Below are 12,690 nucleotides of genomic sequence, written 5' to 3' on the forward strand. Positions count from 1 at the left end.
TCCGATGCGAATTTTGCTCAGCGCCAGCCAGGCGCCTTTTTTGCGTGGCGGCGCCGAGTTGCACGCCGACAACCTGCATGCAGCGCTGGAGCGCGCGGGGCACGAGGTGGAGCGGCTGAAGTTGCCCTTCAAGTTTGCGCCCGAGGCCGATGTGGCCCGGCTGATGGCGTTTTGCGACGGCTACGACGTGGCGGCGCCCAACGGGCAGCGCGTAGATCGGCTCATCAGTTTGCAGTTTCCGGGCTATGGCATGGCGCACCCGCAGCATGTGGCCTGGGTGCTGCACCAGCACCGCGCCATGTACGAGCTGTTTGATGCCGCCAGCGCCACACCCGCGCAGGTGCAGTTGCGCGCGCAGGTGCTGGACTATGACGGGCGGGCGCTGCGCGCGGTACACCGCCTGTTTGCCAATTCGCGCCGCGTGGCCGAGCGCATGCAGCAGTTCAATGGTGTGGCGGCCACGCCGCTGTACCACCCGCCGCCGGGGGCCGAGCTGCTGCGCTGCGCGGCCGAGTGGGGGTATGTGTTTTTCCCGAGTCGGCTCGAATCGCTCAAGCGGCAGGACTTGCTGATCGAGGCGGCGCGGCATCTGCGCTGCCCGGTCAAGATTTTGCTGGGCGGTACGGGGGGGCAGCACGCGCGCTATGCGCAGTTGATTGAGCGCCATGGTCTGCAAGACCGTGTGCGGCTGATGGGCAACTTTACCGAGGCCGAGCGGGTGCAGTTGTATGCACATGCGTTGGGCGTGGTGTTTGTGCCCCGCGATGAAGACCTGGGCTACATCACCCTGGAGGCTATGTATGCGGCCAAGCCGGTGATTACGTGCACCGACTCGGGCGGGCCGCTGGAGTTTGTGCTGCCCGGCCAGACAGGCTGGGTGACAGAGCCGACGCCCGAGGCGCTGGCCGAGGCCATCGAGGCGCTGTGGGCTAACAAGGCGCGCAGCGCTGCCATGGGGCAGGCGGGGCGTGAGCGGGTGCAGTCGCTGGGGCTGTCGTGGGACAGGGTGGTGGAAACTTTATGCGCGTGAGCCATTTTTTGCCGGGCATCGTGCGCGATGTGCTGCGCTTCAGGGCGTTTATTGCGGGCAGCGTGCGGCGCGACATCGAGGCGCAGTTCAAGGGCTCGGTGCTGGGCGGGGCGTGGGTGCTGATCCAGCCGCTGGCCATGATTTCGATTTACACGCTGGTGTTTGCCAATGTGATGCGCAACCGCCTGGCGGGCGTGGAGTCGGTGTATGGCTACAGCATTTATTTGTGCGCGGGGCTGTTGGCCTGGACATTTTTTGCCGAGTCGCTCGGGCGGCTGCAGGCGGTGTTTGTGGCCAATGCCAATTTGTTGAAGAAGGCGACGTTTCCGCGCATCTGCCTGCCGCTGGTGGCGCTGGGCGTGACGTCGTTCAATTTTTGCGTCATCAGTGGGTTGTTCTTGCTGTTTTTGCTGGTCAGCGGCAACTGGCCGGGCTGGGTGATCGTTGGGGTGCTGCCAGCGCTGGCGGTGCAGGTGCTGTGGACGCTGGGGCTGGGCATGTTGGCGGCCACGGTGAATGTGTTTTTCAGGGATGTGGGGCAAATGGTGAATGTGGGCTTGCTGTTCTGGTTTTGGCTGACGCCCATTGTTTACCCGGCGGCGGTGTTGCCCGCTTGGGCGCAGGGCTGGGCGTGGCTGAACCCGTTTGCGGTGTTCGTTCACCACTATCAGCAGGTGTTTGTGTATGCGCGCCTGCCGGAGCAAAGTGCGTGGCTGGCGCTGGCATGTGTGGCGCTGGTGGGCTTGGCGTTGACGTGGTTTGGCTGGCGCGTGTACCAGCAGCGCGCCCCTGAAATGGCGGACGAGCTGTGAGCGGCGCGGCGGCGGTGCCCAGTGCGGGCGCGGGGGCTGCGTTGCCAGCGGCCATTGAACTGTTCAACCTGGGCAAGGCGTACAAGCGTTATCCATCACGCTGGGCGCGGTTGGCCGAGTGGCTGCGCCCCGGCGCCCCGGTGCGCCACGAACTGCTGTGGGTGCTGCGTGGCCTGGATTTGCGTGTGCCACAAGGGCAGGCGCTGGGCATCATCGGGCGCAACGGTGCGGGCAAAAGCACGTTGCTGAAGATGGTGACGGGCACCAGCACGCCCACCGAGGGCAGCGTGCAGATGCGCGGGCGTGTGGCGGCCTTGCTGGAGCTGGGCATGGGTTTTCACCCCGACTTCACGGGGCGGCAAAACGCCGTGATTGCCGCGCAGTTGCTGGGCTTGTCGGAAGGCGAAATCGCTGCTGCGCTGCCGGGCATCGAGGCGTTTGCCGAAATCGGCCACTACATCGACGAGCCCGTGCGCACGTATTCGAGCGGCATGCAGGTGCGACTGGCCTTCAGTGTGGCGACGGCGCTGCGCCCGGACGTGCTGATCGTGGACGAGGCGCTGGCGGTGGGCGATGTGTATTTTCAGCACAAGTGCTATGGGCGCATCCGCGAGTTCAGGGCGGCGGGCACGACGCTGCTGTTTGTCTCGCACGACCCCGGCGCCATCAAAAGTTTGTGCGACCGCGCGGTGCTGCTGGACGCGGGCCGCATCGTGGCCGACGACGTGCCAGACCAGGTGCTGGACTTGTACAACGCGCTGGTCGCAGAGCGCGAAAACAGCACCTTCGAAGCCGTGGCCGCGCCCGTGGGCGAGCGCGGCGTGGGCGTGCGCTCGGGCGATGGGCGCGCGCGGTTGCTGGAGGTGTCGGCACACAGCGCGCAGGGGCCTGCGCAGGTGTTTCGGGTGGGTGAGGCGCTGGAGCTGCGCATTCGTCTGCGCAAAGAAGAGCCGGTGGACGACCTGACGGTGGGCTTTTTGCTGCGCGACCGCCTGGGCAACGATGTGTTTGGCACCAACACCTGGCATGTGCCCACCGAGGGGCTGGCCGCCCTGGCGCCCGGGGTAGAGGCCACGCTGTGCTGGCGCATTCCGGCGCTGGAACTGGGGCAGGGCAGTTACACGGTATCGGTGGCGCTGCACGGCGATATGACGCATGTGGCCAACAGCTACGACTGGTGGGACAAGGCCGCACTGATCGAGGTGGTGCGCGGGCCAGAGCCTTTGTTTGAAGGCGTATGCCACCTGACAGGGGTGAGCGCGCAGCTGAAAAATTCAAGCCAAATCGGCTTCCAGCCCTTACCAGATAAGCGCGAGCAGCTATGAAAATTGCACTGATTGCACCCAGCGGGGTGCCCTTTGTGGTGGGTGGTGCCGAGAAGTTGTGGTGGGGCCTGAGCGGCCATGTCAACCGCCACAGTGAGCACGCCATGGAGCTGATCAAGCTGCCATCGGCAGAGCACGATTTTTGGTCGATTGCGGCCAGCTATGAGCGCTGGAGCATGCTCGATCTGAGCCACTTTGACGCCGTCATTTCCACCAAGTACCCGGCCTGGATGGTGCAGCACCCCAACCATGTGGTGTATTTGCAGCACACGCTGCGCGGTTTGTACGACACCTACCCCCAGGGCCTGCCCGACAAGCCCCAGCGCTTGCCGGGGGCGGCGCTGGCGCTGTGGCGGCTGCTGGAGGCCCCCGGTTGCGAGCGCGCGCGCCTGCCCGAGATTTTTGCGCGCGTGCGGGCATTGCAGCAAGACGCCAGCATTGAGCCCGAGGCGTTGCGTGCGCTTACCGCTTTGCCTGGCCCGCTGCTGCGCGCGCTGGTACACAAGCTTGATGCCGTGGCGCTACAGCCGGGGGCGATACGGGCGTATTTCGCTATCTCGGGGGTGGTGGCGCGGCGCAAGGATTACTTTCCGGCGGGAGTTGCGGTGCAGGTGCTGCCACACCCATCGAACCTGGAAGGCTTGCACGGCGGGCCGTCGGAGTTTGTTTTTACTGCCAGCCGGCTGGACGCACCCAAACGCATCGACCTGCTGGTGCGGGCCTATCGGCGCAGCCGCACCACCGTGCCGCTGTGCATTGCGGGCGATGGGCCGCAGGCTGCCGATTTGCGGGCTCTGGCCGAAGGGGATGCGCGCATCCGCTTTGTCGGGCGCCTGAATGACGATGAACTGGTAGAGCACTACAGCCGCGCGGCGCTGGTGCCGTTTGTGCCGTTTGATGAGGACATGGGGCTGATTACGCTCGAAGCCATGGCGGCGGCCAAGCCGGTGCTGACGGTGGCAGATGCGGGCGGGGTGACGGAGTTTGTGCAAGACGGCGTGAATGGCCGCATCGTGGCGCCGCAAGAAGCCGCGCTGGCCGATGCGCTGGACGATTTGCTGGCCGATCCGGAACGCCTGCGGGCCATGGGCGAAGCGGCACAGCGCACCGCGGCCAGCGTGACCTGGGAGCGCACCGCCAGTGCGCTGCTGGCAGCAGCGGAGCAGGGGTTGGTGCGCACCAGCCCTGCCAGTGCCGCCGCTGCGCCGGGCCGGGCACTTGTACCGCAGCGCGGCCCCAGCGCCCGGCCACGCTTGTTGGTAGTGAACACGTTTGGCGTGTACCCGCCCGACAACGGCGGCAAGAAGCGTTTGTTTTATTTGTACCGGGGTGTGGCGCAGTGGGCCGATGTGACGCTGCTCAATCTGGGCGAGTCGGGCAGCAGCGCACAGGAGCACCAGTTTGGGCCGCATTACCGCCAGGTGTGCGTGGCGCCCTCGCGCCGCTTTGAGCAGCGCGAGGCGCAACTGACGCAGACGTTGCAGCGCTCGGTTACCGACATCGCCGCACTGCTGTACCACGGCGAGCTGACCGAGTACCGCGAGGCGTTTGTGGCGCTGGCGGCACAGGCCGATGTGGTGGTGTCCGCACACATGTACCTGGCGCCCATGGTGCTGGCGCACTGGCAGGGGCCGGTGTGGTACGACGCCTTTAACGTCGAAGCCGACATGAAGGCCATGGTGCTGGGCACGCCACTGCCCACGCCGCAAGACGCCGATACGCCCGTGGCGCCCCTTGATTTGCGCACGCCAGGTGCAGCGCAGCGTGCCGTGCAACAGGTGGCCGCCGCCGAGGCACAGCTGGTACGGCGCGCGGCGCGTGTGTGGGCGGTGAGTGAACCTGATCGCGCGCGCATGGCGCAGCTGTATGGCCGTGCCACAGACCAGATTGAAATGGCCCCCAACGGCACGCAATTGCCCGCCGATGCCTGGCTGGAGAGCACACGCCGCGCGGCGCTGAAAGCCCAACTGGGCTTGGGCACACGGCCGCTGGCGGTGTTTGTGGCCAGCCTGCACGGCCCCAACCTGCCTGCCGCCGATGCCGTTGCGGCCCTGGCACAGGCGTGTCCGCAGTGGACGTTTGCGCTGGTGGGCAGCGTCTGCCGCCACCTGGACGGACAGCGCCTGCCCGCCAATCTGCTGAGCCTGGGCGTGGTGCCCGAGGGCGCTTTGACAGCCTTGCTGCGCGCTGCCGACGTGGGCCTGAACCCGATGGAGAGTGGCTCAGGCACCAATCTCAAGATGCTCGATTACGCGGGCCACGGGCTGTTGATTGTGAGTACGCCTGTGGGCGCTCGTGGCCTGGCTTTTGTGGCGGACACGCATTACATCGAGGTGCCGTTGCCCGGTTTTGCCACGGCGTTACAGGCGCTGGAGCCGCAAGTGCCCGCGCCGCACCCTGCGCTGCGCACGGCAGCCCGCAGCCTGGCAGAGCAGGTGTACGCCTGGGAGTCCATTGCGCGGGCGCTGGCGCCTGGCTTGCCACCGGAGTGCGCTGTTGCCAGCCACTGAGACTGCGCAGGCACTGTTGGTGTTGGGCGGAGAAAACCCGTTGCACCGGCCACGCAGCCGTACTGCCTTGCACTATTACCTGGCCTGTAGCGCACGCGGGCAGGTGCCGCCGTGCATTGTGCTCAGCGGTGCGGGCGGTTCTGGCACAGGGGTGCGCACTGGCACCATCGCCCCGACTGAGGCCGCTGCCATGGCCGACTATCTGGTGGCACGCGGGGTGGCCCCAGCGCATGTGCTGCAAGAGCCGCTGGCGCGTACCACGCTGGCCAATGTGGTGCTTGGTGGGGCGTTGGCAGCGCGCCACGGTTTGCAGCGCGTGTGGCTGGTGTCAGACGACTTTCACCTGTGGCGCGCCCTGCGTCTGTACGAGCGGGTGTGGGGGCGTGCGCCTGCGGCCTGGCTGGCCAGTGGCGAGCGCGGCAGCGTGTATCTGCGCCTGCGCGAAAAGGCGGTGTTTGCGTTGCAGACGGGTGCTTTGCACCTGGCCGGGGTGGCGCCGGGCAACTGGCGCGCACACCTGGCCTTTGTGAGTGCCGCTACACAACCAACCCAGCCTATGCCATGAAAAGCCACAACCTTGCCTACATCCCGGCCCTGGACCATTTGCGCCTGTTGGCGGCGCTGCTGGTGCTGGTGTTTCACACATTCCATTTGTATTTTGGGCTGTGGCAGCCTGCGCCTTACGCTGCGGCGTTGGGCCTGGTCACCGAGGGGCACACCGGGGTGGCCCTGTTTTTTGTGCTCTCTGGTTTTTTGTTCATGACCATTGCCTTGCAGAGTGAGCGCATCGACTATGGGGCTTTTATGCGCAACCGGTTTTTGCGCATTTTTCCGCTCTTCCTTTTCTTTTTCTTTATTGCCATTTCGGTGGGGCGCGATGCGTTTCGCGCGGGCGATGTGCTGTATGTGTTTTTCTCCAATCTGGGGCAGGCACCCACGTCGGGCAGCTTCATTACGGGTGCAGCGTGGACGATCTCGGTGGAGTTCACGTTTTATCTGGTGTTTCCGTTCCTGGCGCGCTTTGTACGGGCGGAGGGCGCCGCCTATCTGTTGCGCTTGATTGCCTTGATGGCGTTGGTCAAATTGGCAGCGTGGGGGGTGTCAGAACGGTCCACACACATGTTTTATTCGACCCTGGTGGGGCGTTTTGACCAGTTTCTGTGGGGCATGTTGGCGGCCCTGATGTGGCAGCGGCACGCCAGCGTTTTGCAGCGCCACGGGCGCTGGCTGTTGGTGCTGGCGCTGGCTGTGTTGTGGCTGGCCACCACAGTGCAGGCACGCTTTGCCAGCTACTTTCTGCCCGAGCCTCGCCAGGCATTTTGGGTGTTCTGGGGCACTGCTGAGGCGCTGGTGTGGGCTGGCGTGGTGCTGGCTTATCTGGGTGCGGGCATTGGCTGGCCCAAGCCGCTGGCGCGCCTGCTGGAGCACGGTGGTGCCTGGAGCTATTCGCTGTATTTGTGGCACGGGTTGGTGCTCTTTACGCTGCACCGTGCCGTGGGTAGCTGGATGCCTTTTGGCAGTGTGGCCGCCAATGCGTTGCTGCACTTTGCACTGGCGCTGCCGCTGTGCCTGGCGGTGGCGTGGCTGTCGTTCCTCACTATCGAGCAGCCATTTTTGCGGCTGCGTGGGCGTTACACAGCGCCAAAGGAGCGCTGAATATGCATTCTTATTTGCCTTACGTAGATGGCCTGCGCGCCCTGGCGGTGCTTGCGGTGCTGGTTTATCACCTTGAACCCACTTGGTTGGCAGGTGGTTTCGCCGGTGTTGACATCTTTTTTGTCATCTCCGGTTTCATCGTCAGCGTGTCGGTGGGTGCGCGCCCCGCTTCCGGATTGCTTCGCTTTGCAGGCTTTTTCTATGCACGCCGCATGGTGCGTATTCTTCCGGCCCTTGTTGTTTGCCTTCTGGTGACTACCCTGGCCACAGCGGTTCTGGTGCCGCCGGCCTGGTTGAGTGATGGCATTGCACGCACTGGACTGGCTGCTTTTTTCGGACTGAGCAATTGGGTGCTGGAGCAAAGTGGGCGTGACTATTTCTCACCAGCAGCCGAGTTCAATCCATTTACGCACACATGGTCGCTGGGTGTAGAAGAGCAGTTCTATTTCGTTTTTCCCCTGGTGTTTTTTCTCTGGTCTTTGGGAGGCACGCGCCGCTTGCGTTCGGCGTGGATGTTTGCTTTCTTGCTGTTGGCCTCGCTAGGGTACTCAGCATGGCTGGGCAGTGTGGACAGGTCTGGGGCGTTCTATCAGATGGCGAGCCGTTTCTGGCAGTTGGCGGCAGGCGTGGTGCTGTACCAGTGGATGGCTCTGCGCTCTCAGTCTGGGGTTGCACCATCAGCGCACGCAGTGCCCAAGGCGCTTGCTGCCTGGGCCAGTTTGGGTTTGGTGGTCTACGGGCTGCTGACATCGCAGCCGCAGAACTATGCTTTCCCGGGGGCGCTGCCTGCTGTGCTGGGCACTCTGGGGCTGCTGGGGTGCCTCTACGGGGCCAGCCCTTCGCAGCCTTTGGTGCGTTTGCTAACGTGGCGCCCCATAGTCTGGGTGGGGCGTATCTCGTATTCACTCTATCTGTGGCATTGGCCTGTGTACGTGCTGCTGCGCTGGACTGTGGGATTGGATGGGCCGGAAACACGCACGGCAGCGGTGGTGCTGTCCTTTGTGTTGGCAACGCTGTCATGGCGCTTTGTGGAGACACCGCTGCGCCAGTGGCACCTGCCACGCCAAGCGCCACGCAGGGCTGTGGTGGCGGCTGGTTTGGTCTGTGTGCTGTTGGGGGCGGGGCTGGCCAGTCTGATAGAGCAACAACAGCCTCGGCTGTCAATCAGCACGGTGGTACACAACGCCAGCGATTGGTATCCGCACGGCGCTGATACGGATGCACTGGCGCCAGGTTGTACCGTGCAAGCACGCCAGCAGGCCCTGGAGTACGGCTATTTTGTGGTTTATGAGCGGTTTGGCTGTGCCGCAGTAAAGGGTGGGGCGCCGCGCGTATTTGCGATCGGAGACTCGCATGCGATGGGCTATGCGCCCTTGTTCAAGGCCTATGTGTTGCGCACTGGTGCGCCGGTGTTCGTATACGCCAATGGCGGCTGCCCGTTTGTGGGGTTGCGCCCCCACCTGGAGTCTGCCCCGCATTGCTCGCAGAGCCAAACGGCGGCCCTGGCCGACCTTCGCACACGGTTGGCTCCGGGCGATGTGTTGCTGCTGGCATCGTTGCGCTTACCTCGGTTTTCAGACCAGTGGGTCCGGTTTGATGAACAGCAGGTGTATGAAGCCATGTTTTCTGCACAAGCAATGCGTGAGCGGATAGGTGCCCAAGAAGCTGCTGTGGCAGCGCTTGCCCCTTTGGCAGCGCGCGGCGCCCGGATAGTGTTGGAGGGTCCCAAGCCGCTGTTTCGTGCTCCCCCATATCGGTGTGCCGAGACCTATAACCAGCGCAATGCAATCTGCCAGCCTGGCATGTCGATGGAACGTGAGCTGCTTGAGCGCTATCGCATGCCTGTTTTGGAGGTGTTCAAGAACATCGCATCGCGTTTGCCCCAGGTCTCGGTATGGGATCCTTTCGCGGTACTTTGCCCAGTGGGCCAAGATCGCTGCGAGGCGTTTGTCAAAGGGCGTCCTTTGTTTTTTGATGCGGATCACTTGAGCAACCATGGCAATGCCTATTTGCTGCCGTCGTTTTTGCAAGCCATGACAACGCCCCGTAGCGTTCCTTGAGAGGGCGTTGCGGAGCCAGCAAGAGCTTCAGATGGTGCCCCATTGCCACAGTACGTTGCGCGCCACCCCATGACACTACGTCCCGTCAGAGCGTGGTAATCAAGTCGGAGAGTACGCCAGAGCGCCAGGTGGTGGCATGGTGTTTTTTGGAGGGTCAGGCGCTGCTCAGTTGAGCATATACCTGCATGGTGCTGTCAATGCAGCGTGTCCAGCTGAACTGGCATGCACGGGCCAGGCCCGCACGGTGGGCGTGGATTCGCCACGCCTCATCTTGTAATCCCTGCTCGAGTGCGTTGCGCAGGGCTTGGGTGTCCTGGGGGTCGATTTGGAGTGCTGCGCTGCCCACTACTTCAGGCAGTGAGGAGTTGTTGGAGGTGACTACCGGTATGCCCGAGGCCATGGCTTCAAGTACAGGTAAGCCAAAGCCTTCGTAGAGCGAGGGGTAGGCGAACAGCCGTGCCCCCGCATAGAGCGCGGGCAGGTCGGCCTGTGGGACGTAGCGCAAATAATGCAGCCAGCCAGCGGCAGCAGCGCGCGCCATGTGGGCGTGGGTGTGTTCAGAGTGCCAGCCGGTGCCACCCGCGAGCACCAGCGGGTAGCGCTGGCGCAGGGCGGGGGGCAGGCCCTCGTAGGCGCTCAGCAGGCGGTCAATGTTTTTGCGCGGCTCTATGGTGCCCACGAACAGGGTATAGCCGCCTGCCACCAGGGGGTAGCGTGCCAGCACGGACGCCAGCTCTAAAGCGCTGTGCGGTCTGAAGGCGGAGTCTGCACCCAAGGGGATGGCAGTGATCTGCTCTGCCGGATGGCCAAAGTGCGTGATCAGGTCTTGCCGGGCGGATTCAGATACGGTAATAACATGGCTGGCACGGCGCAGGCTGCCGGGCAGCATGCGCTGCATGTAGTCCACCCGCGTGGCGGGGTGAAACTGTGGGTAAACGTGGTGCGAGAGGTCGTGCACCGTGGTGACGGTGCGGCCCGCAAAGGGGGGCAAAAAAAAGTTGGGCGAGTGGTAGATGGCGCTGCCCTGGTTGCGCAAGCGCAGGCGTTGCAGCGGCGGCATCAGCAGCCTGAAGGCTTGCACGGCAGCACGGTTGCCTGCCAGCACGCTGCGCAGGGTGGGTGCCTGGGCTTGCTCGGACGTGACGGTATCGGCCTGCAAAAGCTGCGGCAGGTCGACCCAGCGCCCGAGCGAGAAGTAGCGCACGCGCGCCATCGCTGGGTGCTCGGGCAGGCCGCGCGCCAGCTCCAAGGCGTAGCGGCCTATGCCGGTGAGCGGGGCGCTGATGCTGTCAGCGCCCAGGATGATGTCCAGGCCCGGTGCGGTCACGGTGCTTCCAGCATCCAGCGCAGGGTGTCTGGCAGTGGCGGGTTGGCCCAGTCGGCGCCAATCAGGCTGTGCAGGCGTGCCGGGTTGCCCAGCAGGGTTTTGACTTCGTTGGTGCGCACAAAGGCGGGGTTGACCTGCACTTGCAGTGTGTGCCCGGTGATGTGCTCGGCCATGGCGATGACTTCTCGCAGGCTGTGGCTGTGGCCGGAGCACACGTTCACGGTGGCGCCCACGGCGGCGGGCACATCCAGCAGGCGGCTATAGGCGTCGGCCACGGCGCGCACGTCAGAAAAATCGCGCCACACGTCCAAGTTGCCCAGTTCGATGCGGTCGGCGCGGCGCCGGAAGTGCGCCACGATCTTGGGCAGTAAAAAGTCAGCCGATTGGCCCACTCCGGTGTAGTTGAAGGGGCGCACGATGGTGATGGGCAGGCGATGGGCCCACAGGCGTGCCATGTGTTCCATGGCCAGTTTGCTGACAGCGTAGTCGTTGGCGGGCTGGGGGGCAGTGGCCTCATCCAGCATGCCTTCGGTCTGGTTGCCGTAGACGTTGGCGCTGCTGGCCAGCAGTACGCGCGCCGGGGGATGGGGCAGGGCGGCCAGCGCGGCCAGCAGGTGGCGCGTACCCAGCAGGTTGACCCGGTAGAAGGCGTCGGCATCGCCATGGCCGACAAAGGCGATGGCTGCCAGGTGGATGACAGCCTGGGGGCTGGCCTGGGCTACGGCATGCGCCAGCGCGGCGCTATCCATCAGGTCGGCTTGCAGGTAGTGCTGCGGCGCAATGCCCAGATCGGCAGGGGCGGGCTGCGCACCCAGGCCCCAGACCTCCCAGCCGCGCTGCTCCAGCACGGTTTGCACGTAGCGCCCGGTAAAGCCGCCCAGCCCGGTGACGAGAACCCGGCGGGATGGCTGCTGTGCGTACGCCATGTCAGAACGAGAAGCCGGCTTGATTGCGGCGCAAATCGGCCTCGACCATCATTTGGCACAGCTGTTCTAGCGTGGTTTGAGGCTCCCAACCCAGCATGGCCTTGGCCTTGGCTGGGTTGCCAATGAGTAGTTCGACTTCGGCGGGGCGGTAAAACTTGGGGTTGATGCGCACCACGGTTTTGCCGGTGGCGACATCGACGGCGGTTTCGTTGTCGGCGGTGCCCCGGAAGTCCACGGCAATGCCTGCGCCCTGGAAGGCCATGCGGACAAAGTCGCGCACGGTTTCGGTGCGGTTGGTGGCCAGCACGAAGGTGTCGGGTTCGTCCGCTTGCAACATGCGCCACATGCCTTCGACGTATTCTTCGGCATAGCCCCAGTCGCGTTTGGCGTCGAGGTTGCCCAGCTCCAGCACATCGAGCTGGCCCAGCCGGATTTTGGCCACGCTGTCGGTAATTTTTCGGGTCACAAATTCGCGGCCACGCAGCGGGCTTTCGTGGTTGAACAGGATGCCACTGGCGCCAAAAATACCGTAACTCTCGCGGTAGTTGATCGTCATCCAGTGCGCATACAGCTTGGCCACACCGTAGGGACTGCGCGGGTAGAACGGGGTGGATTCTTCCTGCGGAATGGTTTGCACTTTGCCAAACATCTCAGACGTGCTGGCCTGGTAGAAGCGGATTTTGGGATTGACGAGACGCACTGCTTCCAGCAGGTGCAGAGCGCCGACGCCGGTAATGTGGGCGGTGGTGGCGGGCTGCTCAAAACTGACGCCGACAAAGCTTTGCGCCGCCAGGTTGTAGATTTCATCGGGCTGGATTTTTTGCACCAAGGCAATACTGGCCCCCTGATCGGTCAGGTCGTACTCAACCAGGTGCAGGTGCGGGTGCGACTCCAGCCCCAACTCGGCCAGGCGCCAGAAGTTGACCGAGCTGGTGCGCCGGTAGGCGCCATACACGGTGTAGCCTTTATCGAGCAGCAACTGGGTGAGGTAGGCACCGTCTTGCCCGGTGACGCCAGTGATGAGGGCAGTTTTTTGCATAACGT

At 64.1% G+C, this 12,690-nt stretch carries 10 protein-coding genes; 7 read left to right on the forward strand and 3 right to left on the reverse strand.

The features are described from left to right. Window positions 1-4 precede the first annotated feature (4 nt). From EV674_RS02520 to EV674_RS02550, 7 genes are read left to right on the forward strand one after another with little or no spacing between them, the layout of a single operon-like run. Complete coding sequence (locus EV674_RS02520; RefSeq protein ID WP_119012918.1) at window positions 5-1,030, forward strand: glycosyltransferase family 4 protein; 1,026 nt, start codon at window positions 5-7, stop codon at window positions 1,028-1,030. Next, a complete protein-coding gene (locus EV674_RS02525; protein ID WP_206613238.1) occupies window positions 1,027-1,842 on the forward strand; it encodes an ABC transporter permease in 816 nt (271 codons plus the stop codon). The genes EV674_RS02520 and EV674_RS02525 overlap by 4 nt, the downstream gene beginning before the upstream one ends. After that, window positions 1,839-3,167, forward strand: coding sequence for an ABC transporter ATP-binding protein (locus EV674_RS02530; RefSeq protein WP_241524911.1), 1,329 nt, complete (start codon window positions 1,839-1,841; stop codon window positions 3,165-3,167). Before EV674_RS02525 ends, EV674_RS02530 begins: the two co-directional genes overlap by 4 nt. Continuing rightward, window positions 3,164-5,677: a glycosyltransferase family 4 protein gene (locus EV674_RS02535; RefSeq protein ID WP_119012917.1), complete on the forward strand. Its 2,514-nt coding sequence runs from the start codon at window positions 3,164-3,166 to the stop codon at window positions 5,675-5,677. Before EV674_RS02530 ends, EV674_RS02535 begins: the two co-directional genes overlap by 4 nt. Beyond that, the gene (locus tag EV674_RS02540; protein ID WP_157983674.1) at window positions 5,664-6,242 is read left to right on the forward strand and encodes a YdcF family protein; all 579 of its coding nucleotides are present in this window, start codon (window positions 5,664-5,666) and stop codon (window positions 6,240-6,242) included. Before EV674_RS02535 ends, EV674_RS02540 begins: the two co-directional genes overlap by 14 nt. Then, window positions 6,239-7,333, forward strand: coding sequence for an acyltransferase family protein (locus EV674_RS02545; protein ID WP_119012915.1), 1,095 nt, complete (start codon window positions 6,239-6,241; stop codon window positions 7,331-7,333). Before EV674_RS02540 ends, EV674_RS02545 begins: the two co-directional genes overlap by 4 nt. 2 nt (window positions 7,334-7,335) lie before the next feature. Further along, window positions 7,336-9,393: an acyltransferase family protein gene (locus tag EV674_RS02550; protein WP_119012914.1), complete on the forward strand. Its 2,058-nt coding sequence runs from the start codon at window positions 7,336-7,338 to the stop codon at window positions 9,391-9,393. Between the two features lie 154 nt (window positions 9,394-9,547). On the opposite strand, the gene EV674_RS02555 is transcribed toward EV674_RS02550, so the two are convergent. From EV674_RS02555 to gmd, 3 genes are read right to left on the reverse strand one after another with little or no spacing between them, the layout of a single operon-like run. Next, a complete protein-coding gene (locus EV674_RS02555; protein WP_206613237.1) occupies window positions 9,548-10,720 on the reverse strand; it encodes a glycosyltransferase family 4 protein in 1,173 nt (390 codons plus the stop codon). Further along, a complete protein-coding gene (locus EV674_RS02560; RefSeq protein ID WP_119012913.1) occupies window positions 10,717-11,646 on the reverse strand; it encodes an NAD-dependent epimerase/dehydratase family protein in 930 nt (309 codons plus the stop codon). Before EV674_RS02560 ends, EV674_RS02555 begins: the two co-directional genes overlap by 4 nt. Before the next feature lies 1 nt (window position 11,647). Beyond that, window positions 11,648-12,685: a GDP-mannose 4,6-dehydratase gene (gene gmd, locus EV674_RS02565; protein ID WP_119012912.1), complete on the reverse strand. Its 1,038-nt coding sequence runs from the start codon at window positions 12,683-12,685 to the stop codon at window positions 11,648-11,650. Between the last annotated feature and the right edge of the window lie 5 nt (window positions 12,686-12,690).

Origin of the sequence: Simplicispira metamorpha, assembly GCF_004341365.1 — a bacterium.
GTDB classification, from domain to species: Bacteria; Pseudomonadota; Gammaproteobacteria; order Burkholderiales; family Burkholderiaceae_C; genus Simplicispira; species Simplicispira metamorpha.

Coding starts and splice junctions, on each gene's coding strand:
- gmd (WP_119012912.1), bottom strand. CDS start 12,685: ATGCAAAAAACTGCCCTCATCACTGGCGTCACCGGGCAAGACGGTGCC.
- EV674_RS02560 (WP_119012913.1), bottom strand. CDS start 11,646: ATGGCGTACGCACAGCAGCCATCCCGCCGGGTTCTCGTCACCGGGCTG.
- EV674_RS02550 (WP_119012914.1), top strand. CDS start 7,336: ATGCATTCTTATTTGCCTTACGTAGATGGCCTGCGCGCCCTGGCGGTG.
- EV674_RS02545 (WP_119012915.1), top strand. CDS start 6,239: ATGAAAAGCCACAACCTTGCCTACATCCCGGCCCTGGACCATTTGCGC.
- EV674_RS02535 (WP_119012917.1), top strand. CDS start 3,164: ATGAAAATTGCACTGATTGCACCCAGCGGGGTGCCCTTTGTGGTGGGT.
- EV674_RS02520 (WP_119012918.1), top strand. CDS start 5: ATGCGAATTTTGCTCAGCGCCAGCCAGGCGCCTTTTTTGCGTGGCGGC.